Source organism: Parasphingopyxis sp. (assembly GCF_052168295.1).
Classification (GTDB): Bacteria; Pseudomonadota; Alphaproteobacteria; order Sphingomonadales; family Sphingomonadaceae; genus Parasphingopyxis.
In genome coordinates, this window is record NZ_JBQLZN010000084.1 from 1 (window position 1) to 26,952 (window position 26,952).

General features: G+C 63.4%; 18 protein-coding genes and 1 tRNA gene. 10 read left to right on the plus strand and 9 right to left on the minus strand.

What is annotated here, in order from left to right:
- Positions 1 to 138: 138 nt before the first annotated feature.
- Genes ACTS1Z_RS13440 through ACTS1Z_RS13450 form a run of 3 tightly spaced genes read right to left on the minus strand, consistent with a single transcriptional unit; the run spans position 139 to position 1,579 of the window.
- The gene (locus ACTS1Z_RS13440; protein ID WP_442624983.1) at positions 139 to 801 is read right to left on the minus strand and encodes a hypothetical protein; all 663 of its coding nucleotides are present in this window, start codon (positions 799 to 801) and stop codon (positions 139 to 141) included.
- Positions 801 to 1,010, minus strand: coding sequence for a helix-turn-helix domain-containing protein (locus ACTS1Z_RS13445; protein ID WP_442624984.1), 210 nt, complete (start codon positions 1,008 to 1,010; stop codon positions 801 to 803). The genes ACTS1Z_RS13440 and ACTS1Z_RS13445 overlap by 1 nt, the downstream gene beginning before the upstream one ends.
- Positions 1,010 to 1,579 (minus strand): DUF2975 domain-containing protein, encoded by a 570-nt coding sequence (locus ACTS1Z_RS13450; RefSeq protein ID WP_442624985.1) that lies wholly within the window; start codon positions 1,577 to 1,579, stop codon positions 1,010 to 1,012. The genes ACTS1Z_RS13445 and ACTS1Z_RS13450 overlap by 1 nt, the downstream gene beginning before the upstream one ends.
- Before the next feature lie 184 nt (positions 1,580 to 1,763).
- Here ACTS1Z_RS13450 and ACTS1Z_RS13455 point away from each other — a divergent pair, with 184 nt between their 5' ends.
- A complete protein-coding gene (locus ACTS1Z_RS13455) occupies positions 1,764 to 2,510 on the plus strand; it encodes a hypothetical protein (protein ID WP_442624986.1) in 747 nt (248 codons plus the stop codon).
- Positions 2,507 to 3,313, plus strand: a complete 807-nt coding sequence (locus ACTS1Z_RS13460) for an SdiA-regulated domain-containing protein (protein WP_442624987.1) — start codon at positions 2,507 to 2,509, stop codon at positions 3,311 to 3,313. The genes ACTS1Z_RS13455 and ACTS1Z_RS13460 overlap by 4 nt, the downstream gene beginning before the upstream one ends.
- Here the strand turns inward: ACTS1Z_RS13460 and ACTS1Z_RS13465 are convergent.
- Both ACTS1Z_RS13465 and ACTS1Z_RS13470 read right to left on the minus strand, forming a co-directional pair.
- The gene (locus ACTS1Z_RS13465; RefSeq protein WP_442624988.1) at positions 3,305 to 4,351 is read right to left on the minus strand and encodes a hypothetical protein; all 1,047 of its coding nucleotides are present in this window, start codon (positions 4,349 to 4,351) and stop codon (positions 3,305 to 3,307) included. The genes ACTS1Z_RS13460 and ACTS1Z_RS13465 overlap by 9 nt on opposite strands.
- Positions 4,351 to 5,430, minus strand: coding sequence for a metallophosphoesterase (locus ACTS1Z_RS13470; RefSeq protein WP_442624989.1), 1,080 nt, complete (start codon positions 5,428 to 5,430; stop codon positions 4,351 to 4,353). Before ACTS1Z_RS13470 ends, ACTS1Z_RS13465 begins: the two co-directional genes overlap by 1 nt.
- 129 nt (positions 5,431 to 5,559) lie before the next feature.
- Between ACTS1Z_RS13470 and ACTS1Z_RS13475 the strand changes: the two genes are divergently transcribed.
- The 4 genes from ACTS1Z_RS13475 (at position 5,560) to ACTS1Z_RS13490 (ending at position 16,344) form a co-directional block, all read left to right on the plus strand.
- Complete coding sequence (locus ACTS1Z_RS13475) at positions 5,560 to 6,396, plus strand: alpha/beta hydrolase (RefSeq protein WP_442624990.1); 837 nt, start codon at positions 5,560 to 5,562, stop codon at positions 6,394 to 6,396.
- A gap of 224 nt (positions 6,397 to 6,620) precedes the next feature.
- The gene (gene rpoB / locus ACTS1Z_RS13480) at positions 6,621 to 10,781 is read left to right on the plus strand and encodes a DNA-directed RNA polymerase subunit beta (RefSeq protein WP_442624991.1); all 4,161 of its coding nucleotides are present in this window, start codon (positions 6,621 to 6,623) and stop codon (positions 10,779 to 10,781) included.
- A gap of 67 nt (positions 10,782 to 10,848) precedes the next feature.
- Positions 10,849 to 15,036: a DNA-directed RNA polymerase subunit beta' gene (rpoC, locus tag ACTS1Z_RS13485; RefSeq protein WP_442624992.1), complete on the plus strand. Its 4,188-nt coding sequence runs from the start codon at positions 10,849 to 10,851 to the stop codon at positions 15,034 to 15,036.
- A gap of 126 nt (positions 15,037 to 15,162) precedes the next feature.
- On the plus strand, positions 15,163 to 16,344 hold the full coding sequence (locus ACTS1Z_RS13490; RefSeq protein ID WP_442624993.1) for a glycosyltransferase family 4 protein: 1,182 nt from the start codon (positions 15,163 to 15,165) through the stop codon (positions 16,342 to 16,344).
- Positions 16,345 to 16,365: 21 nt separating this feature from the next.
- On the opposite strand, the gene ACTS1Z_RS13495 is transcribed toward ACTS1Z_RS13490, so the two are convergent.
- Positions 16,366 to 16,959 carry a PadR family transcriptional regulator gene (locus tag ACTS1Z_RS13495; RefSeq protein WP_442624994.1) on the minus strand — a complete coding sequence of 198 codons (594 nt, stop codon included), beginning with the start codon at positions 16,957 to 16,959 and terminating at the stop codon, positions 16,366 to 16,368.
- Between the two features lie 115 nt (positions 16,960 to 17,074).
- On the opposite strand from ACTS1Z_RS13495, the gene ACTS1Z_RS13500 reads away from it, so the two are divergent.
- The 4 genes from ACTS1Z_RS13500 to ACTS1Z_RS13515 all read left to right on the plus strand — a co-directional run bounded on the left by ACTS1Z_RS13500 (position 17,075) and on the right by ACTS1Z_RS13515 (position 20,694).
- Positions 17,075 to 18,388: a replication-associated recombination protein A gene (locus ACTS1Z_RS13500; protein ID WP_442624995.1), complete on the plus strand. Its 1,314-nt coding sequence runs from the start codon at positions 17,075 to 17,077 to the stop codon at positions 18,386 to 18,388.
- 71 nt (positions 18,389 to 18,459) lie between these two features.
- On the plus strand, positions 18,460 to 19,710 hold the full coding sequence (locus ACTS1Z_RS13505; protein ID WP_442624996.1) for a mechanosensitive ion channel: 1,251 nt from the start codon (positions 18,460 to 18,462) through the stop codon (positions 19,708 to 19,710).
- On the plus strand, positions 19,710 to 20,591 hold the full coding sequence (locus ACTS1Z_RS13510) for a hypothetical protein (RefSeq protein WP_442624997.1): 882 nt from the start codon (positions 19,710 to 19,712) through the stop codon (positions 20,589 to 20,591). Before ACTS1Z_RS13505 ends, ACTS1Z_RS13510 begins: the two co-directional genes overlap by 1 nt.
- A gap of 27 nt (positions 20,592 to 20,618) precedes the next feature.
- Positions 20,619 to 20,694 (plus strand) — tRNA-Thr (locus ACTS1Z_RS13515).
- 192 nt (positions 20,695 to 20,886) lie between these two features.
- On the opposite strand, the gene ACTS1Z_RS13520 is transcribed toward ACTS1Z_RS13515, so the two are convergent.
- The 3 genes from ACTS1Z_RS13520 to ACTS1Z_RS13530 are packed head-to-tail and all read right to left on the minus strand — an operon-like array spanning position 20,887 to position 26,689.
- Positions 20,887 to 22,323, minus strand: coding sequence for an efflux transporter outer membrane subunit (locus tag ACTS1Z_RS13520; RefSeq protein ID WP_442624998.1), 1,437 nt, complete (start codon positions 22,321 to 22,323; stop codon positions 20,887 to 20,889).
- On the minus strand, positions 22,320 to 25,517 hold the full coding sequence (locus ACTS1Z_RS13525; RefSeq protein WP_442624999.1) for an efflux RND transporter permease subunit: 3,198 nt from the start codon (positions 25,515 to 25,517) through the stop codon (positions 22,320 to 22,322). Before ACTS1Z_RS13525 ends, ACTS1Z_RS13520 begins: the two co-directional genes overlap by 4 nt.
- Positions 25,514 to 26,689 (minus strand): efflux RND transporter periplasmic adaptor subunit, encoded by a 1,176-nt coding sequence (locus ACTS1Z_RS13530; RefSeq protein ID WP_442625000.1) that lies wholly within the window; start codon positions 26,687 to 26,689, stop codon positions 25,514 to 25,516. Before ACTS1Z_RS13530 ends, ACTS1Z_RS13525 begins: the two co-directional genes overlap by 4 nt.
- Between the last annotated feature and the right edge of the window lie 263 nt (positions 26,690 to 26,952).

The window sequence follows — 26,952 nt, forward strand, 5'->3', positions numbered from 1 at the left end:
AGAAATCAAGGGCAAGATCGAAGAGGCCGGCGGTACCGTCGAACTCAAATAAGCCCTTCGGATATTCCGAACGCACAAAAGGGGCGGTTCCTGTCGGGACCGCCCCTTTTTTGTATCCCGTCTGGTCGACAAGCTGGACTAGTGCTGCGGCACTGCTACGGGACGCCGCAGCATCAGCATGCCCAGCAGGGCGAACCAGAGGATCTGGCCGAGGCCGAACAGCGCGGCAAAGTCGCCCAGGCCCGGCACAAATGTCACGATACCCGCCAGAGCCACCACGATACCCGGCCAGTTGAGCCAGCGCGGCAATAGGCCCGTCTGCAGGCCGACGATGCTGATCAGCAACATCCACAAACCGCCGACAAGTTCGATCCCACCGCCCAGCGCGGACTGGACGATCCCGACCGCGGACCAGATCGACGCCGCTGCATCGGTGTCGTTCGTCGCGACCGAAGCGACTGTCTGCAGCCCGACCAGTCCGGTCATGCCGCTGGCGAGAACCAGTCCGGACCAGATCAGGCCGAAAGCGCTGGCGATCTGCATGGTCAGTTCGGTATCGGAACCGCGCGCCAGATAGCGGTGCAGCGTGACCACCAATATGGTCAGCGCCACGCCGAAGGCGAGATAGAGCGCCACCATCGCCAGCGCGATCATCGCCTGATTGTCGAGCGCGAATGTGAGATTGCCCGCAAGCCCCTCATATCCGCTGCGGTCCAGCACGGCGAAGAATAGGGCAAAGCCGAACAGATAGGCGGCGGCGTTGAACAGGGCGGCAACGCCGCCGATACGGTTTGGTTTCATTATCGGTCTCCGTCGTAGCGCATGAGATCGCCCGGCTGGCAGCCGAGCTCGCGGCAGATCGCTTCCAGCGTCGAAAAGCGGATCGCCTTGGCCTTGCCGGTCTTGAGGATGGAAAGGTTGGCCAGCGTCAGCCCGACGCGGTCGGACAGTTCGGTGAGCGTCATCCGGCGATCGTGCAGCAGGTCGTCGAGCCTGATCGTGATCGCCATCAGACCGTTCCTTCCAGGTCTTCGCGCATCGCGGCCCCGCGATCGAATACGCGCGCCAGCACGATCAGCAGCAGGCCTAGCAATATGCCCGAAAGCGAGATGCCGGACTCCATGCCCAGGTTCACGTCCGCGCTGGGCTTCCATTCGCCGAGCATGGCGACAAGCGCCGTCGCTATCATCGTGGCCGCAAAGCCGAAAAGCTGGATGGCGAGTACCGCCAGCCCCATGCCGCGCAATCGGACGCCGTTGATGGGTATGAACGGATCGCCCAGCCGGACCGACTCCACGATCCGCCGCAGCCGGTTGAACGCGAAATATGTGAGGCCTGCGACGACAAGGCACATGACGAGCAGCGCCGCCATCATGAAGATCGCCGGCATATCCGGCTGCTCCACCAAGAGGCCACCCAAAGCCTCCAGGATCGGACCGGAGAAGATGAACAGGCAGGGGATCATGATAACCAGCGCGGCGCTGGCGAGTATCAACGCCCATTGCGCAATTATGATGAGGGCGCGCGCGATCTTGAGCACCGCGTCATTCTCACCATGAGCATTTTCCGACTCATACATTGTCTTTTCTCCTTCACTTATCGATATTCAATAAGGATTTATCGATAAACGTCAAGAGATTTATTGTTTTTCAATAATACTGAGCGTCTGAACGGCGGCCGCGCGATTGATCCGCCCTTTTCGTCGCGCGACCGAGCGCATATGCAGCCGGGATGACCACTGGGTTCGATGTGAGGGGGGTAGTATGCGCATTCGGTTTCCGAGGCTCTTCTACGCGCTGACCAAATATTATATCGGCGTGGCGCTCGTCCTGCTGATCGCCTTCGCGCTCAATCCCGAAATCCGAAATTATCTCCCGATCGGCGGCGTCGAGGAGCTGATCGACCAGACCGTCGAGGGGCCGTTCGACGGGATCGAGATCGGCGCGACGGGAACAGGCGCGCTCGGCAGCTTCGTCTGGCTGATCATCGCGGTGGGCGCGGCCCTGCTCGCCGCCCTCCCCGTCAGCTGGACCTATATGGCGATCCGGACGCGCGAGGAATATAACCAGTCGCTGATCCAGACGATCATCCTCCTGCCGATGATCGTCACCGGCATCGTCATCGTCGTTCACAACTCGCTCGCCCTCGCCTTCTCACTCGCCGGCATCGCGGCGGGCGTGCAGTTCCGGAACGCACTCAAAAGCCCCGGCGACGCGCTCTTCATTCTTCTGTCGATCGGCACGGGTCTCGCGGCGGGTATCGGCGCGGTCGAACTCGCCTTCGTGATGACGATCGGTTTCAACTACGGCTTCCTCGTGCTCTACATGTACGATTACGGCGCGCGCGACGGCACGCAGCGTTATATGCGCGCCCGTGGGGAACGGACCTCTGCGAAAACGGACAAGAAGAAAAAGAAGCGCGCGGTAGACGATGCGACCACCGAAACGGAAGCTCCGGACATAGGGGCCGAACCGTCGCCAGCCACAGACAGTTCATCGCGCCAGTCATGATGCGTGCACTGCTTCCGCTGGCCCTCTTGGGTGCCTGCACGCAATCGCAGCCCAACGACGACGCGCGCTATTTCGAACTGCCCGAAGCGCTGGAGGAAATTTCGGGCCTTGCGGTGGCGTCGCCCAACAGCGTGTTCGCGCATAACGACGAATATGCGACGATCCACGAAATCTCGCTCGAAGACGGACGGATCATCCGGTCCTTCGCGCTCGGCAATCCCGTTATCGAGGACGATATCGAGGGGATCGCTGCAGACGGGAACCGGCTCTGGATCATCAACAGCGAGGGCGTGATCCGCGCCTTCGAAGCCGGGCGGGACCGCACCCGTGTCGTCCATGCCCAATATGACACTGGCGCCGGCGATTATTGCGAAGTCGAGGGGCTCTCGCTGTCGCCTGAGCCCGATACGCTGCTCATCGTCTGCAAGAATATGCGCATGGGCACGCGGCGCGGCACGCTTATCATCTACGAATGGGACACCCGGGCGCGCGATCGGGTCGCGCGGCCATGGCGGCAGATCCCGCTCGCCGAGGCGCTGGGCGCGGAACGCAGCGAATTCGCGCCGTCGGGCATCGAATGGCTGCCCGACTACCGCCAACTCCTGGTGATATCGGCGCGCGGCCGCTCGTTGATGGTGCTCGACGAGGACGGCGTTGTCGTAGCACGCCATCGGCTCAACCCGGTCAATCATCCGCAGTCCGAAGGCGTGACCGTCGTCGGATCGGACCGGCTCGTGATCGCGGACGAAGGCCAAGACGGCGAACCGGGCACGCTCGCCGTCTATCCGTTCCCGCTAGGTTAGGCAGTCGTCGATCAGATTGTTCTCGACGTCCTGCGGCGTCGCGATATCCTCGAAGAAATCGGCAAGATAGGATATCGCCCGATCGCGCCGGCGCTCGCTCAATTGCGGAATGGAGGCGAGAACGGCCTCTAGCCGCGGGCGGGCCGCGCGGAATTCGGCCGCTGCCGCGCGCGTCTCGTCGTTATGGAAACAGAAGCCCCGGAACACGCGCGTACGGACGCTAGATACGCGTATCTGGGCGGGCGGCGCCGAGTACGGTGCGTCCACCAGCCCCGTCTGATCGAAATCATAGGGGAGCGAAACGAGGTTGCTCGTGGCCGTTTCGGTCATGCCGATGGGCCGCGTATTGTGGCAGCAATCCTCGCCGCGCGGACCGGACTGCACCGCCCAGTCGAGATTGCCGACCATATATTGGAAGACCGCAATCCGGCCCAGATCGGCGCGGCTGAGCTGCGACGGCGGAAAGCTCGGTGTTTCGACCTCGACCATAGCATTGCGCTCGGCCGCATCGTCGACATCCTCGATCAGGAAACCGATGCGCGAGATGGTCGGCGTGTCCGCGTCCCCGCGATAATAGTCGATCTGCGCCAGCCGGACGCGAAAGCTGCGCGGCGTCATCGCATTGTAGAGGCGGTAAGCCGCATATTCGAGCAGCACATGTTGCTGATGCGCGCCGCGCGACTGACAATGGGTGACGAGTTTGAGACGACGCTGGCCCTGGAACAGACCCGATTCCGGCCGGGCCGGCAGCTCGATGCGGAGCGGCGGAAAGGTGCAGATGCCGTTGTGGCGCCGCGAAACGCCCCGCGGCGATAGCTGGATCTGGTGCGTCTCGGGCGCGGCGCCGTGCAGCGTCAAGGTCGCAGGCCCACCGTCATCGGCGCGCGTGATCCGCCGCAGATCGCCGCGGATGGAAAGCTGGATCATCTCGTCCGAGGCAAAGAGCGGCGTCGGTTCGGCTTGCTGTGCGAAAGCTGGTCGCGCGATGACGATCGGGGCAAGTGCGAGCACGCACCACATAAACCTAAATATTCGCATCACGGACTTTCCCCCTCTTCCCCGACAACATGCGGAGTAACGGTATCGCCGACGATTTCGAGATAGGTTCGTGGCCCGCCATAATAGACCGAGATCCCGGTATCGATCCCGATCAGCCGCCCGTCCAGCAACATCCTAATCCCGCCCAATGACGGCGTGTGCCCGACCACGATGCGAGATACCCCATGGGCGGCCAGCACCAGCGCGATTTCCGGCTCGACATCCTCCGGCGGAATCAGCGCGATCTCGCCGCGTTCGTCGCGCAGGAAATAGCCCCGGTACCAGAGCGGGCCGTCAGGATCGTTGAGTATCGAACCGTTGGAATCGTCGCGTTCGGCAATCGCCCGCGCGACCCGGTCGTTGATCTCGGCGACCGACATCCCGGCATAGTCCGCGCTGATCCCGGCATGGACGAACAGCGTATCGCCGATCTTCGCGACGGCCGGATTGCCGGCCAGCCATTGGCCGATCTCGCCCTCCGGCCCCCAGGCCATGATGAGCTCGGCGCCGCCCAGCGGCGTCTCGCGCAGCCATAACCGCCTGATCTGGTCTTCGGACAGCGCCGGCTGTTGCCGCCGATACGCCCGCTCGATCCGGGCCTGGTTTTGCCGGTAATAGCGGCGCCGGACCCGGTCGGACTCTTCGGAGCGAAAAGCGGCAAAATCGTCCTCGTGGACATAGCGGATATCGCCCAGCACGTTCATCGCTTCGTGATTGCCGATCAGCACGATTACGCGCCCGCCCGCGGCGGCGGCTTCGTCCCGCAACCGCATCAGATCGCGGATGATGGGCAGCGAATTGGGGCCGCGGTTCGGCACATCGCCGACCTGAAGCAAGGTCGCAGTGCCGCCGACCCAGGCGCCGGCGGCATCCACCAGCCCGGCCGCCTCGACGATCGCGCGGAACGCCTCATGATCGCCATGCACGTCGCCGATCGCGACTATGCGTGGGACGGTTTCGGTTTCCCGGCTTTCCTCGAGCCATGCGGGCGCGATGGGCTCGGTAATCGCCGGCGCAGACGCGAATCCGATCAGCAGAGCGGCACAAACGACCAATCCACGCTGCAGCCAATGCGCCATTCCGTTACCCCTCCTTCGTGCTGGAAGGTAAGCACGACCCGTTTGCCAAGGCAAACGCGCAATGGCGGCAAGGCCCAAGATGAGCGCCGCTGGACTGACAGCCTCTCGTCGATGGGGTAGCATGATAGGATGCTGTTCCGGCTCTTCGCCCCCCTTCTCGCCCTGCTGGCGGCTGCCGGATGCGACGGCGTAGTCCGCGACGCCATCTATCATCCACCCCAAGCGCCGCTTTCGCTCGCGGGCCTCCCGGCGGGGGCAGAGATCGTCGAGGTCGAAACGGAAGACGGACTGACGCTATCGGGCATTGCTACGCCGCCGCGCGGCGACCGGCCGGTGCTGCTGCTGTTTCACGGCAATGCAGCGAGCGCCAGCGGGATGTTGCGATGGTTCGCCCCGATGGCGGAGGCCGGCTTCGGTATCGTGGCGGCCGAATATCGCGGCTATAGCGGCAATCCGGGTACCCCCAGCCAGGACGGCATCGCCCATGATGCCGATACTTTTCTGGCGCTGGCGCAAGAACTCGCCGGAGACCGGCCTGTGATCGTCATCGGCCACAGCCTGGGCGGCGGCGTCGCCTTCGATCTCTCGCGGCGCACCCGGCTCGACGCTCTGGTGACGATCGGCACCTTCACATCGATCGAGGATATGGCGCCCGGCTGGGCGCGCGGTCTCGTTCCGGACACCTACGACAATCTCGCCGCGATCCGAGCCGCAGACGAACCGGTGTTCCTGATCCATGGCAGGCGCGATTCCGTCGTGCCGTTCGATCATAGCGAAAGACTGGCGAGCGCCGCGACGATGGCCGGACTGACTGGCGGCCGGACGGTGCTCGCTACGGCCGATCACATACCGGCGGCCGGGGACATCGCGGCCGTGGTCGAAGCTGTAGCCGCACGGCTGGCCCCAGAGCGCCGTAGCGAACGCCTTCGCCCTGAGATCGCCGCGTGGCGGAATTTCGGGGCTTGAGCGCTGCCGAATTGACTCTCCAACAGCCTGTTCCTATATCCCGACTATCACCGCTGCCGTTCGAGCAATGATGCGAATTTGCGCGCCGCATCACAGGAATGGATCGGCTTCGGTCTCATAGACGCTCAAAGCTGCAGATTCCCCGGTTTCGAGGACAGGGAGTCTTGCGGCTTTTTGTCGTCTCTGCGCTGCGAAATTAGAGCAGAAACCGAGGCAAATACTCCATGGCGACCAAGGCGAAAGCGGCTCAGCAGACCCGCACCAAGCGTATCCGCAAGATTTTCGGCGACATTCACGAAGTCATCCAGATGCCGAACCTCATCGAGGTTCAGCGCGACAGCTACGAGCAGTTTCTCCGCTCCAATCCCGAGATCGACTATGTATCGGGTCTGGAAAAGACGCTCCGCTCGGTCTTCCCGATCCGCGATTTCGCCGGCACCGCCGAGCTCGATTTCGTCCATTACGAACTCGAACCGCCGAAATACGATACCGAAGAATGCCGCCAGCGCGGCATCACCTATGCCGCGCCGATGCGCGTCACGCTGCGCCTGATCGTCTTCGAAGTCGATCCCGACACCGAAACCCGCTCCGTCCTCGATATCAAGGAGCAGGACGTGTACATGGGCGACATGCCGCTCATGACCGAGAACGGCACCTTCCTGATCAACGGCACCGAGCGCGTTATCGTTTCGCAGATGCACCGCTCGCCGGGCGTGCTGTTCGATCACGACCGCGGCAAGACGCACGCCTCGGGCAAATATCTCTTCGCCGCGCGCGTTATTCCCTATCGCGGTTCCTGGCTCGATTTCGAGTTCGACGCCAAGGACATCGTCAACGTCCGCATCGACCGGAAGCGCAAGCTGCCGGTCACCGCGTTGCTGCACGCGCTTGGCCTCACCAGCGAGGAAATCCTCCAGCATTTCTACGAGACGGTCACCTACAAGCGTGCCAAGGACGGCTGGGAAATCCCGTTCGTCAGCGAGAATTGGCGCGGCCAGAAGCCGGCCTTCGACATCGTCGATGCGAAGTCGGGCGAGGTCGTCTTCCCGGCCGGACAGAAGATCACGCCGCGCACGGCGACGAAGGCCGAAAAGGATGGCCTCAAGAACCTGCTGATCCCGACCGAGGAGATTTTCGGTCGCTACAGCGCGTTCGACCTGATCAACGAGAAGACCGGCGAGATCTACATCGAGGCCGGCGATGAAGTGTCGGAAGAGAATCTCGAAAAGCTCGACGGCGCGAAGATCAAGGAACTCGTGCTGCTCGACATCGACCATGTCACGACCGGCCCGTGGATCCGCAACACGCTGAAAGCTGACAAGGCCGAGGATACGGACCAGGCCCTGGCCGACATCTATCGCGTCATGCGCCCGGGCGAACCGCCGACGCGCGAGACCGCCGATGCGCTGTTCGAAGGCTTGTTCTTCGATGCCGAGCGCTACGACCTGTCGGGCGTCGGCCGCTGGAAGCTCAACATGCGCCTCGATCTCGACGCGCCGGAAGACCTGACGACGCTGCGCAAGGAAGACATTCTCGCGGTGGTCAAGGAACTGGTCGATCTCAAGGACGGCAAGGGCGAAGTCGACGATGTCGACAACCTCGCCAACCGCCGCGTCCGCTCGGTCGGTGAGCTGCTCGAGAACCAGTATCGCGTCGGGCTTCTGCGCATGGAGCGCGCCGTCAAGGAACGCATGAGCTCGGTCGACGTCTCGACCGTCATGCCGAACGACCTGATCAACGCGAAGCCGGCCGTGGCCGCGGTCCGCGAATTCTTCGGTTCGTCGCAGCTCTCGCAGTTCATGGACCAGACGAATCCCCTGTCCGAAGTCACGCATAAGCGCCGCGTCTCGGCGCTTGGGCCGGGCGGCCTGACCCGCGAGCGCGCCGGCTTCGAAGTCCGCGACGTGCATCCGACCCATTATGGCCGGATCTGCCCGATCGAAACGCCGGAAGGCCCGAATATCGGTCTCATCAACTCGCTCGCTTCGTTCAGCCGCGTCAACAAATATGGCTTCATCGAGACGCCGTACCGCAAGGTCGAGAATGGCAAGGTGACCGACGAGGTCGTCTATCTGTCGGCCATGGAAGAGCAGAAGCATACGGTCGCGCAGGCCAATGCCGATCTCGATGCCAAGGGCGGCTTTGTCGAGGAAATCGTCTCCTCGCGACAGGCCGGCGAATTCCTGATGGCGCCGCGCGATACGATCACGCTGATGGACGTGTCGCCGAAGCAGCTCGTTTCGGTCGCCGCCTCGCTGATCCCCTTCCTCGAAAATGACGACGCGAACCGCGCTCTCATGGGATCGAACATGCAGCGCCAGGCCGTGCCGCTCGTAAAAGCCGAAGCGCCGCTGGTCGGCACCGGCATGGAAGCGACCGTGGCCCGGGATTCCGGCGCCGCCGTCGTCGCGCGTCGCGGCGGTATCGTCGACCAGGTCGATGCGACCCGTATCGTGATCCGGGCGTCGGGCGCGGTCGATGCCAATGAAAGCGGCGTCGACATCTACACGCTGATGAAGTTCCAGCGCTCGAACCAGAATACCTGCATCAACCAGCGTCCGCTGGTGAAAGTGGGCGAGATGGTCGAGGCCGGCGACGTTCTCGCCGACGGTCCGTCGACCGAATATGGCGAGCTGGCGCTCGGCAAGAACACGCTCGTCGCGTTCATGCCGTGGAACGGATACAATTACGAGGATTCGATCCTCATCTCCGAGCGCATCGTGAAGGACGACGAATTCACCTCGATCCATATCGAGGAATTCGAGGTCATGGCGCGCGATACGAAGCTCGGCCCCGAAGACATCACCCGCGACATTCCCAATGTCGGCGAGGAAGCGCTGCGCAACCTCGACGAAGCGGGCATCGTCTATATCGGCGCCGAAGTGCATCCGGGCGACATCCTGGCGGGCAAGATCACGCCCAAGGGCGAATCCCCGATGACGCCGGAGGAGAAGCTCCTCCGCGCGATCTTCGGCGAAAAGGCGTCCGACGTGCGCGACACGTCGCTGCGCCTGCCGCCGGGTGTTGCCGGTACGGTCGTCGAGGTCCGGGTGTTCAACCGCCACGGCATCGACAAGGACGAGCGTGCGCTGGCGATCGAACGCGAGGAAATCGAACGCCTCCGCAAGGACGCCGACGACGAACGCGCGATCCTGAACCGCGCCACCTATGGCCGGCTGAAGGACATGCTGACCGGTCAGACGGCGACCGCGACGCCCAAAGGCGTTACCAAGGGCTCCAAGATCACGGTCGGCATGCTGGACGAGGTCGAGAAGCACGACTGGTGGCAGTTTGCCGTCAAGAACGACAAGCGCCAGGGCGAGCTCGAAGTCGTCAAGCAGCAATATGACGAGGCGGTCGAGAAGATCGAAGCCAAGTTCGAGGACCGTCGCGAGAAGCTGGAGCGGGGCGACGAGCTGCCGCCGGGCGTGCTCAAGATGGTCAAGGTCTTCGTCGCGGTGAAGCGCAAGCTGCAGCCGGGCGACAAGATGGCCGGCCGCCACGGCAACAAGGGTGTGATTTCGCGCATCCTGCCGCAGGAAGACATGCCGTTCCTCGAGGACGGCACGCCGGTCGACATCGTGCTCAACCCGCTGGGTGTGCCCAGCCGCATGAATGTCGGGCAGATTTTCGAAACGCATCTCGGCATGGCCGCGCGCGGCCTTGGCCGGCAGATCCGGGGTGCGCTCGAAGACTGGCGGCATGCCAATCCGGACGCCAAGGCCGGCAAGGCGCCGGCTGCGGTCCGCGATGCGATGAAGACCGCCTATGGCGAACCCTATCACGACAGCATCAAGGCGCTGGACGATGATACGGTCGTCGAGATGGCGGGCCGGCTCACCAATGGCGTGCCGATGGGTACGCCGGTGTTCGACGGTGCGCGCGAGAGCGATGTCTCCGACATGCTCGATCTCGCCGGGCTCGATCAGAGCGGCCAGGTCGTCCTCTACGACGGCCGGACGGGCGACCAGTTCGACCGCAAGGTGACGGTGGGCTATATCTATATGCTCAAGCTGCATCACCTGGTGGACGACAAGATCCACGCCCGCTCGATCGGACCGTACAGCCTGGTCACCCAGCAGCCGCTGGGCGGTAAGGCGCAGTTCGGCGGTCAGCGCTTCGGCGAGATGGAGGTCTGGGCGCTCCAGGCCTATGGCGCAGCCTACACCTTGCAGGAAATGCTGACGGTGAAGTCCGACGACGTTGTCGGCCGCACCAAGGTCTACGAAGCGATCGTCAAGGGCGACGACACGTTCGAGGCCGGCATTCCGGAGAGCTTCAACGTGCTCGTCAAGGAAATGCGCTCGCTGGGTCTCAGCGTCGATTTGAAATCGCTGTCGGAAGACGGCGAGGAAGAAGACGACCTCTCCGAAGCCGCCGAATAAACACGATTATCAGTCCCCTGCCCTCCGGTGATCGGATCGGGCGGGCGGGGGCAGACAAGGATCAGACATGAACGAACTGACCAATTTCCAGAACCCGGTGGCCAAACCGGAGACATTCGACCAGATCCAGATCGGCCTCGCCTCGCCGGAAAAGATCCGCAGCTGGTCCTTCGGCGAGATCAAGAAGCCGGAAACGATCAACTACCGTACGTTCAAGCCGGAACGCGACGGCCTGTTCTGCGCGCGCATCTTCGGTCCGATCAAGGATTATGAATGCCTGTGCGGCAAGTATAAGCGCATGAAATACAAGGGCATCGTGTGCGAGAAATGCGGTGTCGAAGTCACCGTGTCGAAGGTGCGCCGCGAGCGGATGGGCCATATCGATCTCGCTGCCCCGGTCGCGCATATCTGGTTCCTGAAGTCGCTGCCGAGCCGCATCGGGCTTCTCCTGGACATGCAGCTCAAGCAGCTCGAGCGCATCCTCTATTTCGAGCAGTATGTCGTCATCGAGCCCGGTCTGACCGCGCTGGAAAAATTCCAGCTGCTTACCGAAGACGAGCTGCTCGAAGCGCAGGACGAATATGGCGAAGACGCCTTCTCTGCCGGTATCGGCGCGGAAGCCGTCAAGCAGATGCTGATCGATCTCGACCTAGAGCAGGAGAAGGAAGACCTGCTCGAAGAGCTGGCGACGACCAAGTCAACGCTCAAGCCGAAGAAGATCATCAAGCGGCTCAAGGTCGTCGAGAGCTTCATTGAGTCAGGCAATCGTCCCGAATGGATGATCCTCGACATCGTGCCGGTCATCCCGCCCGAGCTGCGCCCGCTGGTGCCGCTGGACGGTGGCCGCTTCGCGACGTCGGACCTCAACGACCTCTATCGCCGCGTCATCAACCGGAACAATCGCCTCAAGCGGCTCATGGAGCTGCGCGCGCCGGACATCATCGTGCGCAACGAGAAGCGCATGCTGCAGGAATCGGTCGATGCGCTGTTCGACAACGGCCGGCGCGGCCGGACGATCACGGGCGCGAACAAACGTCCGCTGAAATCGCTGTCCGACATGCTCAAGGGCAAGCAGGGTCGGTTCCGGCAGAACCTGCTCGGCAAGCGCGTCGACTATTCGGGCCGCTCGGTCATCGTGACTGGTCCCGAACTCAAGCTGCACCAGTGCGGCCTGCCGAAGAAGATGGCGCTCGAGCTGTTCAAGCCGTTCATCTACGCCCGTCTCGACGCCAAGGGTCTCTCCATGACCTTGAAGCAGGCGAAGAAATGGGTCGAGAAAGAGCGCAAGGAAGTCTGGGACATCCTCGACGAGGTGATCCGCGAACATCCGGTGATGCTGAACCGCGCGCCGACTCTCCACCGTCTCGGCATCCAGGCGTTCGAGCCGGTCCTCATCGAAGGCAAGGCAATCCAGCTGCACCCGCTGGTCTGCGCGGCGTTCAACGCTGACTTTGACGGCGACCAGATGGCCGTTCACGTGCCGCTGAGCCTCGAGGCGCAGCTGGAAGCGCGCGTGCTGATGATGTCCACCAACAACATCCTCTCGCCCGCCAACGGCAAGCCGATCATCGTCCCCTCGCAGGACATGGTGCTGGGCCTCTACTATCTGTCGATGGACCGCGAAGGCGAGCCCGGCGAAGGCTCGATCCTCGCCGACATCACCGAAGTGCATCAGGCGCTCGAGGTCGGTGCGGTGACGCTCCATTCGAAGATCCACACCCGCGTCCCGCAAACCGACGAGGACGGTAACACCTTCATGCAGCGCGTCGAAACCACGCCGGGCCGCATGCTGATCGGCGAGAAGCTGCCGCAGTCGCACAAGGTGCCGTATGAGACGATCAACCGTCTGCTGACCAAGAAGGAGATCGGCGACGTTATCGACATCGTCTATCGCCACACGGGTCAGAAGGACACGGTTCTGTTCGCCGACGGCATCATGGCGCTCGGCTTCCGCCACGCCTTCAAGGCCGGCATTTCGTTCGGCAAGGACGACATGATCATCCCGGAATCGAAGGACGAGCTGGTCGAAGAAACCCGCGCGCTGGTCGCCGATTACGAACAGCAGTATCAGGACGGCCTGATCACCCAGCAGGAAAAATACAACAAGGTGATCGACGCCTGGAGCCGCTGTTCGGACCAGGTCGCCAACGCGATGATGGACGAAATCCGCGCCACGCCGAAGGACGAGGACGGCCGCGAGAAAGAGATCAACTCGATCTACATGATGTCGCACTCCGGCGCCCGCGGCAGCCCCGCACAGATGAAGCAGCTCGCCGGCATGCGCGGCCTGATGGCCAAACCGTCGGGCGAGATCATCGAGACGCCGATCCTGTCGAACTTCAAGGAAGGCCTGACGGTTCTCGAATACTTCAACTCGACTCATGGCGCCCGCAAGGGCCTTGCCGACACGGCGCTCAAGACGGCGAACTCGGGCTATCTGACCCGCCGGCTTGTCGACGTGTCGCAGGACTGCACGATCGTCGAGGAAGACTGCAAGACGAAGAACAGCCTGGAGATGAAAGCCATCGTCCAGGGCGGTTCGACGATTGCGACGCTTGCCGAGCGTATCCTCGGCCGCACGGCCGCCGAAGACATTGTCGACGGCAAGTCGGACGAAGTGATCGTCAAGGCGGGCGAGCTGATGGACGAGCCGATGGTCGCGGCCGTCGAAGAGTCGGGCGTCCAGTCGGTGCAGATCCGCTCGCCGCTGACCTGCGAATCCAAGGTCGGCGTCTGCGCGAAATGCTATGGACGCGATCTCGCCCGCGGTACGCCCGTGAATATCGGCGAAGCGGTCGGCGTTATCGCCGCCCAGTCGATCGGCGAGCCCGGCACGCAGCTGACGATGCGGACCTTCCACATCGGCGGCGCGGCGCAGCTCAACGAGCAGTCGAACCTCGAATCGCCGGCCGACGGCAAGCTTGAATATCGCGATCTCAACCCGATCGTGGACAGCAAGAGCCGCACGCTCGCGCTGTCGCGTTCCGGCGAACTGGCGATCATCGACGATGAAGGCCGCGAGCTCGGCGTGTTCCGTATTCCGTACGGCGCACGGCTGCTGCATGATGATGGCCATATCGTCAGCAAGGGCGATCGCATCGCGGAATGGGATCCGAGCTATGCTCCGGTCATCACCGAAAAGGGCGGCACGGCAAAGTTCCAGGACATTGTCGACGCGCGCACGGTCAAGGAAGAAACCGACGAAGCGACGGGCATTACCCAGCGCGTGGTTACCGAAGACCAGGCCAAGTCCAAGAAGGACGATCTCAAGCCGCGTATCACGCTGCTCGATGCCGATAGCGGCGAGGCGGGCGTCTATCGCCTGATCCCCGGCGCGGTCATCTCGGTCGAGGACGGCCAGGAGCTGCAGGAAGGCGATATCGTCGCCCGTCTGCCGCGCGAAGCCGCCAAGACGCGTGACATCACCGGCGGTCTGCCGCGTGTGGCCGAGCTGTTCGAGGCACGTGTGCCGAAGGACAATGCGGTCATCGCCAAGATCGACGGCCGTATCGAGTTCGTCCGCGACTATAAGGCGAAGCGCAAGATCGCGATCGTTCCGGAAGAGGGCGATCCGGTCGAATATCTGATCCCGAAGACCAAGATCATCGATGTGCAGGAAGGCGACTTCGTGAAGAAGGGTGACGATCTCGTCGCCGGTTCACCCGATCCGCACGACATTCTCGAGGTCATGGGGATCGAGGCGCTGGCCGAGTATCTCGTCTCGGAGATCCAGGAGGTCTATCGTCTGCAGGGCGTGAAGATCAACGACAAGCATATCGAGACGATCGTCCGTCAGATGCTTCAGAAGGTCGAAATCACCGATGGCGGCGATACCACGCTGCTGGTCGGCGAGCAGATCGACGAAGAGGAGATGGACGAGATCAACGACCGGCTCGGCAAGGGCAAGAAAAAGGCCCAGGGCAAGCCGGTGCTGCTCGGCATCACCAAGGCGTCGCTGCAGACCCGCAGCTTCATCTCGGCCGCGTCCTTCCAGGAAACGACGCGCGTCCTCACCGAGGCCGCCGTTCAGGGCAAGGTCGATACGCTGCAGGGGCTCAAGGAGAACGTCATCGTCGGCCGGCTGATCCCGGCGGGCACCGGGGCGGGGATGAACCGCGTCCGTGTGACGGCCTCTTCGCGCGATGCTGCGCTCCGCGCCCAGCAGAAGAAGATGGAAGAAGCGATGCTGGCGGCCCAGGAAGCCGAGGCCGAACCGGCGGCCGAAGACGCCGTCGAGGAAGCCAGCGAAAGCTAAGCGCCTTCGCTTCGCGAAACGAAAGAGCCCCGCCGAGGCAAATCGGCGGGGCTTTTTCACGGCCAAAACAGGGGCTTATCCCGCGGCATTGGCCTTTCGAGCGCAAACCACTATCCCCGACACCCCATGGACGTCACCGATCTCCGCATCGCCCTGTTCAGCGGCAATTATAACTATGTCCGCGACGGCGCGAACCAGGCGCTGAACCGTCTGGTCGGCTATCTGCTGCGCCAAGGCGCGGCCGTGCGCGTCTATTCGCCGACGGTCGACGAGCCCGATTTCGAGGCGACGGGCGACCTCGTCCATGTCCCCGCACTCGCCCTCCCCGGCCGCGCCGAATATCGCGCGCCGCTCCGCCTGCCGGGCAAGGTCCGCCGCGACATCGCGGATTTCGAACCCAACCTGTTCCACATCGCGAGCCCGGAAATACTCGGTCATCGCGCGCTGACGCTGGCTCGCCGCTGGAACATACCCGCCGTGGCTTCCGTGCACACGCGGTTCGAAACCTATCCGCGCTATTATGGCATGGCCTTTTTCGAGCCGCTCGTCGTCGCCCTGCTCCGCCGTTTCTACCGGCGGTGCGATGCGATCTTTGCGCCGTCGGAATCCATGGCGCAGATCCTGCGCGAACAACGGATGAGCTACGATGTCGGCATCTGGTCGCGCGGCATCGACCGCGAAACCTTCCATCCGAAGCATCGCGATCTGGAATGGCGCCGCGAGCTGGGCATTGCCGATGACGAGGTCGTGATCGGCTTTATCGGCCGGCTCGTGATGGAGAAGGGTCTGGACGTCTATTCGGACGCGATCGATCAGCTCGAAAAGCGCGGCGTCAGGCATCGCGTGCTCGTGATCGGCGAAGGTCCGGCACGCGAATGGTTCGAGCGGCGGCTGCCGAACGGCGTGTTCGTCGGTTTCCAGCGCGGGTCCGATCTTGGCCGCGCGGTAGCCTCGCTCGACATGCTGTTCAATCCGAGCATCACGGAAACCTTCGGCAATGTGACGCTGGAGGCGATGGCGGCCGGCCTGCCCGTCGTCGCGGCGCGTGCGACGGGCAGCCAGAGCCTCGTCGATGACGGCGTTACCGGCCGCCTCGTACGTCCCGGCGCGATCGAGGCCTTTGCCGATGCGCTGCAATATTATTGCGAGCATGATGAAGCCCGCAACGCCGCGGGCGAAGCCGGCTGCGCGGCCAGCGAACGCTATGGCTGGGACCAGGTCAACCAGGCGCTGGTCGACGGCTATCTGCGCGTCGTACGCCAACGCGCAGACGGGGTTACGGGGCCGCCCCGCAGCCCCGCTCCCTGAACATCTGGCTAGCTAAGCAGCCTAGAGCCGCTCGATCCGCTGCGCGGCCTCGTCGAGAATATCCGTCACCTCGCGGATCAGCTCTTCATCGATACCCTTGGCCGAAAGCCGATGGCCGAGCACGGCGAAGAGGTTGCCCATCGCCCGCTTCACCGCCGCGCTGTCGCCCTTTGCATGGCGCTTCCCGTGGCGGGACAGGCGATCCATCAGCGCCTCGACTTCTTCCGCCTTCTCTTCGAGTTCCGCCTTGCCGTCCTTGGTGATCTTGAACGTCTTGCGGCTGTCATCGCTGTCGACCGGCTTGATCAGCCCGCCATCTTCGAGAAAGCTCAGCGTCGGATAGATGATGCCGGGGCTCGGCGTGTAATCGCCGGCCGTCATTTCCTCGATGGCGCGGATGAGATCGTAGCCGTGACGCGGCTCTTCCTCGATCAGCTTGAGCAAGACGAGCCGCAGCTCGCCGCCATCGAACATCCGCCGTCTACGCTTGCGCTGGCCACGTGGACCCCAGTCTCCTGAACCCTGGCCCCAATTGGCGAACTGCATGGCGAGCAGCGCTTCCGGCCAGCTTCTCGGCCGGCGCGAACCGCAATTATTCCAGCTACGATAGGTCATTTTCGAGTCTCCTAAACCTTGTTCCGATCTATCTAAGATATATCGCAGATATATTTGTCAAGAGGCGGACCCGTAGAAACATGCCATTTGATGCCGTCTGCGCTAGGCTGATCCGATGGCGGACCTGTTTACGGACGATGCGGATTCGGGGGCGGAGGCACGCAGCAATGCGCCGCTCGCCGATCTGTTGCGGCCCGCGACTCTGGACGATGTTGTCGGGCAGGGTCATCTGACCGGTCCCGACGGTCCGATCGGCCGCATGGTGGCCGCCGGCAAGCTCGCCTCGATCATCTTCTGGGGCCCGCCCGGCACAGGCAAGACGACCATCGCCCGCCTGCTTGCAGATGCCGTCGGCTTGCGCTTCGTCGCCATCTCGGCGGTTTTCTCCGGCGTCGCCGATCTCAAAAAGGCGTTCGCCGAAGCGCGGCAGATGGCCAGTGCCGGCAAGCCGACATTGTTGTTCGTGGACGAGATCCACCGCTTCAACCGGGCGCAGCAGGACAGCTTCCTGCCCTATGTCGAGGACGGCACGGTCACGCTCGTCGGCGCCACGACTGAGAACCCGTCATTCGAACTGAATTCCGCGCTCCTCAGCCGCGCGCAGGTGCTGATCCTCAACCGCCTCGATGCGGAGGCGCTGGATACGCTGCTCGCCCGCGCCGAAGCGCATGAGGGCCGCCCCCTGCCCCTCACCGATGCCGCCCGCGATGCGCTGGTCGCGTCGGCCGATGGCGATGGACGGTTCCTGCTCAACCAGGCCGAGACGCTGTTTTCGGTGGAGCTTTCCGAGCCGCTCGATCCGGCGGGCCTTGCCGAAATGCTCCACCGCCGCGTCCCCGTTTACGACAAGGATCGTGAGGGCCATTACAATCTGATCTCCGCGCTCCACAAGGCGATGCGCGGGTCCGACCCGCAGGCGTCGCTCTACTATCTCGCCCGCATGCTCGTCGCCGGCGAAGAACCGCTCTACGTGCTGCGCCGTATCACGCGTTTCGCCTCGGAGGATATCGGCCTCGCCGATCCGCAAGCACTGGTCCAGTGCCTCGCCGCCAAGGACGCCTACACTTTTCTCGGTAGCCCGGAAGGCGAGCTCGCCATCGCCCAGGCCTGCCTCTATTGTGCGACCGCGCCCAAATCGAACGCGGCGTATAAGGCGCAGAAAGCGGCCTGGAAATCTGCGAAGGAAACCGGCTCGCTCATGCCGCCCAAGAATATCCTCAACGCACCGACCAAGCTGATGAAGGAGGTCGGCTATGGCAAGGGCTATGCCTATGATCACGAAGCGGAAAACGCCTTTTCCGGCGACGATTACTGGCCCGAAGAGATGAAGGCGCAAGAGTTTTACGCCCCTTCGCCGCGCGGCTTCGAAGCAAAGATAGCCCAACGCTTGGAATTCTGGAACAAATTGCGCGCGGAACGCCAACAATAGATTCGAAAATGCCGACAAAAGGGGTTATCCCGGCATCCGGCATCACGGTTATCGACAATAGGGGAAGTCCAATGGAATTCGATTTCAATCGCGACATTGACTGGCCGATGGTTTGGGAATGGGTTCTGAAGATCGGCGCGGCGCTGCTGATCCTCCTGATCACGCATTTCATCGCCAAAGGCGTCAAATGGGCCATCGCGCGCATGGTGGATCGCGTACCGGCCCTGCAGAAACACAGTACGGCATCGCCCGGCGAAACCGTGGGCAGCCAGATCGGCACACTCGCCTATTGGATTGTCTGGCTGGTCGGCCTCGTCGTCGCGCTGCAGCCATTGGAACTTTCCGGCGTCCTCGATCCGGTGCGCGCGCTAACGACGGAAATCTTCAATTATGTGCCGCACATCATCGGCGCAGGCCTGATCATGTTCTTCGGCGTGATCGTCGCTACGATCGTGCGGCGCATCGTCGAAACGGCGCTGATGGCGGTCAACGCCGACGGCTGGTTCGCGCGCGCGGGCGTGACGGAAATCACCGGTACCGACGACGCCCCGGCCAAGGGCGAAGGGCGCACGACCCTGAGCTCCGCCATCGGCCTGATCGTATTCGTGCTGATCATCATTCCCGTTGCGACCGCGGCGCTGCAGACGCTCGAGCTGAGTTCGATTTCCGATCCGCTTGTCTCGATCCTCAATGACGTCGCGCACTTCCTGCCGCGGGCCATCGCCGCAGCGCTGATCCTCGGCATCGCCTATTTCATCGGCCGCTGGGTCAAGGACTGGCTGCAGCGGCTGCTGGAGGCGCTGGGCGTCGACAATGCCGCGTCCGGTTCCGGCCTGATGCCGGCCAGCGTCAAGCTGAGCGGCGTGATCGGCACGATTGCGCTGACGGCTATCATGCTGGTGTCCGCGGTGGCGGCGATCGAAGTGCTTGAAATCGAATCGGTGCAGGCGATGGTGACCGAAGTCGTCGCCCTCGGTAGCAGGGTGATCTTCGGGCTCGTGATCATCGCCGTGGGCATCCTGCTCGCGCGCGTGCTCACCAACCTGATGGCGAGCTCCACCGGCGAGACTGCGGGCATGTTGCCGGTCATCCTCAAATGGCTGATCATCGCGCTGTTCGTCGCCATGGGCCTCGAGTTCATGGACATCGCCGACCAGATCGTCGTGATCGCCTTCGCCGCCATCCTCGGCTCGGCGGCCGTCGCGGCGGCGATCGCCTTCGGGCTCGGCGGCCGGCCGACCGCGCACAAGTTGCTCGAGCGCTGGACCGGTGGCGGTTCGACCAAGAGCAACCCGGGAGACAAGACGCCTCCGGGGATTTGATGCGCACATTCGCCAGCTTCGCCTGTTTCGACTGGTCGGGACAGGCGGTGGCGAGACCTACGGGCATAGCCCTGGCGGTAACGAGGGCGGGGGCCGAGGCTCCCGCCCTTGTTGCGTCCGATGGCGGCTGGTCGCGGCAGGACGCACTCGACTGGCTCTTGCAGCAGGCCGCAGCCCAGTCCGACATGCTGATCGGTTTCGATTTTTCGGCTGCGCTGCCCTTCGCCGATCGCGGTGCCTATTTTCCGGGATCGCCCGCCGATCCGCCGCATGCGCGCGTGCTCTGGCAATGGATAGACGAGCGGTGCGCAGACGAACCGCGTCTGTCGGCGTCCAAGCTGGCGGATCGCCAACCGCTGGCCGACCATGTGCGCCGGCAATCCGGGCGCGAAACGATAACGGGCAGCCGCTTCGAACCGCCGCTCGGGCGGCTGCGCCTGACCGAAAAGCGATGCCGCGATCAGAAGCAGGGCAATGCCGTATCCTGTTACAATCTTGTCGGCGCAGCGCAGGTCGGCAAATCGAGCTTCACCGGGATGCGCGTCCTGCACCGGCTGGGCGGGGCGATACCCGTCTGGCCGTTCGACCCGGTGCCGGAGACGGGGCCCATGCTCGTCGAAATCTATACGGGCATCGCCGCGCGCGCCGCGGGCCTCACCGGCCCGACAAAAGTGCGCGGGCTCGCCGACCTCGATAAGGCGCTCGCGGCTCTGGAGAGCGAAACGCACGCCCCCCTGCCCCGCTATGACGATCACAGCACAGACGCGATCCTCGGCAGCGCGTGGCTGCGCCGTGCGGCGGACGACTCCGCACTCTGGCAACCGCCGGGCCTAACCGGCCGGCTCGCACAACAAGAGGGCTGGACCTTCGGCGTGCGATAACGCATGGGAGCGCCGTGCACATGGCGCGCCGGATTAGCTCAGCTGGTAGAGCAACCGCCTTGTAAGCGGTAGGTCGTCCGTTCGAGTCGGACATCCGGCACCACTTTGCGCAATAAACTGAACTAGCGCTGGCGCCGCAAGCGAGATTGGCCCGTGCGCGGCAGGATAATCTGACAGCGGGTTTCCGTGGTTCGTGCGCTAAAAATAAGCGCTCTCGCGAATTTTTCGTGAACTCAGTCGGTCGTAATTTCTGTTGGTACTGAAACGGGTAACGAACCTGTCGGCACACTAGTCTTCACTGCCGGTCTTGCTCGTCGCTCACTTCCCAACCGCCGCCGAGCGCCTTGTAGATTGCGATGATCTGCCGCGCGACCTCGATTTCGCTGACGACGTGCCGGTCTTCATTTTCCAGCGTCACGCGCTCGGCATCGAGCACGGTCAGAAAGTCGTCGACGCCATTGTCGAAGCGCAACCGGGCGAGGCGCGCGGCTTCGCGCGCCGATTGCCGGGCCTGGGCCAGCCGATCGCGCCGTTGCAATTCGTTGCCATAGCGGGTCAGCGCGTTTTCGGTCTCCTCGAAGGCAAGCAAAACGGTCTGTTCATAGCGCGCCGCGGCGGCTTCTGCCCGCGCGCCTTCGGCATCGACGGCCGCGTCGATACGCCCGAAGTCGAGCAGGTTCCAGATGAGCTGCGGACCGAAGGTGAAAGCGAACGCCGACCCTTGGAGCAGGCTGCCGATCGCCGTCGACTGGAACCCGGCGTCGCCGACAATGCTGACGGTGGGGAAAAAATCGGCCGCCGCGACGCCGATCCGCGCGGTGGCCGCTGCCAGCTCGCGTTCGGCGCGCCGGATATCCGGGCGGCGGCGGAAAAGGCCGGACGGATCGCCGATGGCCACCATACGCGGCAGTTCGGGCAGCGGTTGCGGATCGATCAATGTGCCGCGAAGACCGGTCGGCCCGTTGCCGGTCAGTACGCCCAGCCGATGGATCAGCGCATCGATCTCAGCGCGCAGGGGCGGGATCGATGCCAGGGTGGTTTCGAGCTGCGCCCGTGCCCGCTCGGTATCGAGCCGCGTGCCGCGGCCGCCGCGCAGCAACACCTCGGTGAGTGCGTAGCTGTCCTGCTGGTTGGAGGCGTTGCGTTCGGCTACCGCGAGGCGCTGCTGCGCGCCCCGCAGCTCCACATAGGCCGTCGCAACCTCAGCGGCGACCGAGACGAGTAGATCGTCGCGCGTCGCGCCGACGGCCTGTGCATCGGCGCGCGCCGCTTCGTTGGCACGGCCGATCCGGCCGAATATGTCGATCTCCCAGATCGCGTCGAAACCGACATCGTAGAAATCCCGGTCGGGAATGTTGAGGCCGGCCGGCGCGCCCGCCTGCTGCGCTTCTTCGGAGAAACGCTGGCGCGCATAGCTCGCATCGACGCCGCCCGTCGGGAAATAGTCCCAACCACGACCCCGCAGAACCGCACGCGAGGCCCGCAGATTGGCGCGCGCCGCCTCGATATCGCGATTATGTTCGAACGCGCGGCGGATCAGATCGTCGAGCAGCGGGTCGTCGAGCTGCGTCCACCAGGCAGCGATCGGCTCGCCGTCGCTGACCGGCGCGGCTTGCGCCCGGTCGAATTGTGCCGTGCCGACGCTCTCGACGGCCGGCGGACCGCCATAGTCCGGGCCGGCGGCACAGCCAGCCAGACCAATCGCGAGAACAGGCAAGACGTAGCGGATCATTCGGCCGGCTCCGGCAGCGCATCGCCGGACGGTGTTTCGCCATCCGGATCGCCTGTAGCGTCAGAGCCTTTCTTGCGGCGTCCGGCAAGGCTGCGGCACATGACGTAAAAGGCAGGGGTCAGGAACAGCCCGAATATCGTGACGCCGAGCATCCCGAAGAACACGGCCGTGCCGAGCGCCTGGCGCATCTCGAAGCCGGCGCCGCTGGCGATCACGAGCGGCACGACGCCGAGGATGAAGGCGAAGCTCGTCATCAGGATCGGGCGGAGGCGGAGTTTGGCGGCCGCGACCGCCGCCTCGAATCGGTTCATGCCCGCATCCTCGCGCTGCTTCGCGAATTCGACGATCAGGATCGCATTCTTGGACGCAAGCCCGACCAGCACGACCAGCCCCACCTGGGTCAGGATATTATTGTCCATCCCGCGCAGCGCGATGCCGAGAATGGCGGAGAGCAGGCACATTGGTACGATGAGTATGATCGCAAGCGGCAACAGCCAGCTCTCATATTGCGCCGCGAGCAGGAGGAAGACGAACACCACGGCCAGCACGAAGACCAAAGCGGCCGTCGATCCGGCATTCACCTCCTGATAGGCGAGACCCGTCCATTCGAAATCGAAGCCCGAAGGAAGCGTGCTTTCCGCGATCTCCTCCATCGCCGCGATCGCATCGCCCGAGCTGACGCCAGGCGCCGCGGCGCCGTCGATCTCGGCCGCGCCGTAAAGATTATAGCGCGGCTGGCGCGACGGACCGGTGATGTCGCGGAAGTTCACGACACTGCCGATCGGCACCATCTCGCCCGTATAGGCGTTGCGTGCACGCAAGCGGGAGATATCGCTGCGCTCCATGCGGAATGGGGCATCGGCCTGCGCGCTGACCCGATAGGTTCGTCCGAGATAGTTGAAATCGTTGACGAAGGCGGAGCCGAGGAAAACTTCGAGCGTGTTGAACACGTCGGTTATGGGCACGCCCAGCTGCTGCGCCTTGACCCTGTCGATATCGAGGTAGAGCTGCGGCGTCGCCGTCTCATAGGATGTGAAGACATTGACGAGCCGTGGATCGGCATTGGCCGCGGCGACCATCTGCTGGGTCGCGCCGTTGAGTTCGTCGCTGCCGCGTCCGGCACGGTCCTGAACCATCATGCGGAAGCCGCCGGCATTGCCGATGCCTCGGACCGAAGGCGGCGCGATCACGATGATGAACGCTTCGTCTATGGCCTGGAGGCGCTGATTCAGCTCGTTCAGCAGCGCCGGCGCGCCGTCCCGTTCGCTGAATTCCTCCATGACCGAGAAAATCGCCGCAGCGTTGGGGGAGTTGGTGAAGGTGGCGCCGTTGAACCCGGCAAAGCCCGCCGTGTTTGCAAAGCCCGGCGTGTCGAGGATGATGTCGGTCGCTTCCTGCAGCACCGCATCGGTGCGCGAGAGCGAGCTGCCGGGCGGCAGTTGGATTGCCACGATGAGATAGCCCTGATCCTGTTCGGGGATGAAGCCAGTCGGCGTCGCCGTGAACCGCCAGCCGGTGGCCGCGATGAGCAGCGCGTAGACGATGAGCACCGCGCCGGTCATCCGGATCAGCTTGGAAGTGACATTGCCATAGCGCTCGCTGATATTTTCGAAGCTGCGATTGAACCAGGCGAAGAATCTCTGCAGCCGCGCGTGGAACCGGTTGCGTGGCTCGGGCGGCGTTTCGGGTTCGGGCTCGAGCAGGATTGCCGCCAGCGCGGGCGATAGGGTCAGCGAATTGAAGGCCGAGATGATCGTCGCCGTCGCGATCGTCAGCGCGAACTGCTGGTAGAATTGGCCCGAGATACCGCTGATGAACGCGGTCGGGATGAAGACGGCGCACAGAACGAGCGAAATCGCGATCAGCGCACCACCCACTTCGTCCATGGTAGTATGCGCCGCTTCCTTCGGCGTTTTCCCTGCGCGCAGTTCGCGTTCGACATTCTCCACGACGACGATCGCATCATCGACCACGATGCCGATCGCCAGCACCAGACCGAACAGCGTTAAGGTATTGAGCGAAAAGCCGAACGCGCCCATCACGGCAAAGGTGCCAACGAGCGAGACGGGAATCGCTACGATCGGGATGATCGCGGCGCGCCAGCTTTGCAGGAAGATGAATACGACGATCGTTACGAGGATAACCGCCTCGAAGATCGTGACGTACACCTCGTTCACCGATTCCGCGATGAATTCGGTCGGGTTGTAGATGATGTCATAGGCGAGCCCCGCCGGGAAATCCTGGCTCAGCTCCTCGATCGTCTCCTCGATGCCAGCCGCGGTCTGGAGCGCGTTGGAGCCGGGCCGCTGGAAGATCGCGATCGCAACCGCCGGATTGTCGTCGAGATAGGCGTTGGTCGAATAGTCCTGCGCGCCGAGTTCGACGCGCGCAATATCGCGCACGCGCGTGATGCTGCCGTCGGGATCGGTCTTGACGACGATATTCTCGAAATCGTCCGGTTCCTGGAGCCGCCCCATCGTCCGGACGCTGATCTGGTTGGCCGTTTCCGTCTCTACGGGCGGCTGTCCGAGGATGCCGGAGGCGACCTGTACATTCTCAGCGCGCAGCGCCGCGACCACATCGGATGCCGTGAGTTGCAGGCCGGCCATGCGATCGGGATCGAGCCATATCCGCATCGAATATTCGCGCGCGCCGAAGATGGTGATCGATCCGACGCCGTCGAGCCGCGCCAGCGTGTCGCGGATCTGCAGCAGCGCATAGTTGGATATGTAGAGCTGATCCCGGCTGTTGTCGGGCGAATAGAGATGGATAACGGTGAGAAGGTCGGGCGAGCTTTTTTGCGTGATCACACCGAGACGGCGCACTTCTTCCGGCAGGCGCGGTTCCGCGATGCTGACCCTGTTCTGGACGAGCACCTGCGCCTCGTCGAGATCGGTGCCGAGCGCAAAGGTCGCGGTGATCGTCAGTCTGCCGTCATCGGTAGCCTGGCTCGACATGTAGAGCATGTTCTCGACGCCGTTCAGCTCCTGCTCGATCGGCGTGGCCACCGTGTCCGCCACGACTTCCGCGCCGGCACCCGGATAGGTTGCGCTGACAGTGATCGTGGGCGGGGCGATCTCGGGATATTGGGCGACCGGCAGATTGAGATAGCTGATCGCGCCGACGAGCACGATCAGGATCGACAGGACGGCAGCAAATATCGGGCGTTCAATGAAAAAATGCGGAAATTTCACGAGGCGTTGGCCGCGTCGTCGGTCGCGTTTTGCCGCTCGGCCGCTTCAGCCTCTGCCGGCTCATCTGCTACCACCGGGACTACCGGATTGCCCGGCCGCGCCCGCATCAAGCCGCCGACGATGACCCTGTCCGTCCGGGCAAGACCGGACCGGATAACGCGCATATTGCCCTCTTGCAGCGAACCCAGCTCGACCGTGCGCGGCTCGACGATATCTTCCGCGTTGACGACCATCACGATCTTGTTCGACTGGTCGGACAGAATCGCCGCGTCCGGCACGAGGATCGCTTCATATTCGCTCGAGCCGAGCAATTGGAGCCGCCCGAACATGCCGGGAATGAACAGGCCGTCGTCATTTTCGAAGATCGCGCGACCCTCGACCGTCCCGGTATCGGGATCGACGCGGTTGTCGACGAACGTCATCCGTCCTTCGTGGACGAACGCCTCCTCGTCCTGCAGCCGCAGCCGCACGGGGTTGGCGACGTCGCGCGAAGAGGGGCGCGATCCTTCCCGGTTCTGACGGTAATAGTTGAGATAGGCCGCTTCGTTGGCGGTGAAAGTGAAATAGATCGGATCGACCGAGAAGATCGTGGTCAGCAAAGTGGAGGTCGGGCCGCCGCCCGATACGAGGTTGCCCACCGTGATCTCGCGCGCGCCGATCCGCCCGGTGACCGGTGCCCTGATCTGCGTAAAGCCGAGTTCGAGCTGGGCCTGCCGCACCGCGGCCTGGGCAGCGGCCACACTGGTCTGCGTTTCGCGCTGGGCCTGTACCCGCGCATCATATTCTTCCTGGCTGATCGCCTGTTCGCTGAGCAACAGTTCTGCGCGCTGCAGGTCGGCGACCGCGAGATCACGGCGCGTGAGCGCGCCCTGCAGCGCCGCGCGCGATTCCGCCAGCGCGGCCTGGAACGGCCGCGGGTCGATCTGCGCGAGCAGCGTGCCGCGCCGCACGATCGATCCTTCGCGGAAATAGATCTGCTGCAGATATCCGGAGACGCGCGCGCGTACTTCGACGGATTCCACGGCTTCGAACTGGCCGGTATATTCGTCCCAGTCGACAATCGTCCGGACTTCGGGGGTTTGTACGGTAACTTCGGGTGCGGACTGCGTGGCCTCTTCCGATCCGCTGCATCCGGCCAGCAGGGCCAAAACGATCAGGCCAACTCTCAGCACCGTCTTCCTTCCGTTTGTCGCACAGGACGATCTCCTGAAACAAACGCTTCCCCGGACTCAGCCTCGATCGGCCAACGCAACAGGAACTGGAAAACGAATCGTCCCGCATTTTGTTCAGAGTTTTGACGGACTTGGCAACCCGTAAAGCGATGGATTTCCGGCTTTTTCCGCAGTTCCGCATTTGGAAACTGGTTGCGCCGGGTACGATCAATCTTTTCTCCTACGCCGTACAACGCCGCCGTCGTGGCACTTGCCAAAAAAGG

Bases quoted from the DNA above. Each gene is read 5' to 3' on its own strand.
- ACTS1Z_RS13440 (WP_442624983.1), bottom strand. From the start codon at position 801: ATGAAACCAAACCGTATCGGCGGCGTTGCCGCCCTGTTCAACGCCGCC.
- ACTS1Z_RS13445 (WP_442624984.1), bottom strand. From the start codon at position 1,010: ATGGCGATCACGATCAGGCTCGACGACCTGCTGCACGATCGCCGGATG.
- ACTS1Z_RS13450 (WP_442624985.1), bottom strand. From the start codon at position 1,579: ATGTATGAGTCGGAAAATGCTCATGGTGAGAATGACGCGGTGCTCAAG.
- ACTS1Z_RS13455 (WP_442624986.1), top strand. From the start codon at position 1,764: ATGCGCATTCGGTTTCCGAGGCTCTTCTACGCGCTGACCAAATATTAT.
- ACTS1Z_RS13460 (WP_442624987.1), top strand. From the start codon at position 2,507: ATGATGCGTGCACTGCTTCCGCTGGCCCTCTTGGGTGCCTGCACGCAA.
- ACTS1Z_RS13465 (WP_442624988.1), bottom strand. From the start codon at position 4,351: ATGCGAATATTTAGGTTTATGTGGTGCGTGCTCGCACTTGCCCCGATC.
- ACTS1Z_RS13470 (WP_442624989.1), bottom strand. From the start codon at position 5,430: ATGGCGCATTGGCTGCAGCGTGGATTGGTCGTTTGTGCCGCTCTGCTG.
- ACTS1Z_RS13475 (WP_442624990.1), top strand. From the start codon at position 5,560: ATGCTGTTCCGGCTCTTCGCCCCCCTTCTCGCCCTGCTGGCGGCTGCC.
- rpoB (WP_442624991.1), top strand. From the start codon at position 6,621: ATGGCGACCAAGGCGAAAGCGGCTCAGCAGACCCGCACCAAGCGTATC.
- rpoC (WP_442624992.1), top strand. From the start codon at position 10,849: ATGAACGAACTGACCAATTTCCAGAACCCGGTGGCCAAACCGGAGACA.
- ACTS1Z_RS13490 (WP_442624993.1), top strand. From the start codon at position 15,163: ATGGACGTCACCGATCTCCGCATCGCCCTGTTCAGCGGCAATTATAAC.
- ACTS1Z_RS13495 (WP_442624994.1), bottom strand. From the start codon at position 16,959: ATGACCTATCGTAGCTGGAATAATTGCGGTTCGCGCCGGCCGAGAAGC.
- ACTS1Z_RS13500 (WP_442624995.1), top strand. From the start codon at position 17,075: ATGGCGGACCTGTTTACGGACGATGCGGATTCGGGGGCGGAGGCACGC.
- ACTS1Z_RS13505 (WP_442624996.1), top strand. From the start codon at position 18,460: ATGGAATTCGATTTCAATCGCGACATTGACTGGCCGATGGTTTGGGAA.
- ACTS1Z_RS13510 (WP_442624997.1), top strand. From the start codon at position 19,710: ATGCGCACATTCGCCAGCTTCGCCTGTTTCGACTGGTCGGGACAGGCG.
- ACTS1Z_RS13520 (WP_442624998.1), bottom strand. From the start codon at position 22,323: ATGATCCGCTACGTCTTGCCTGTTCTCGCGATTGGTCTGGCTGGCTGT.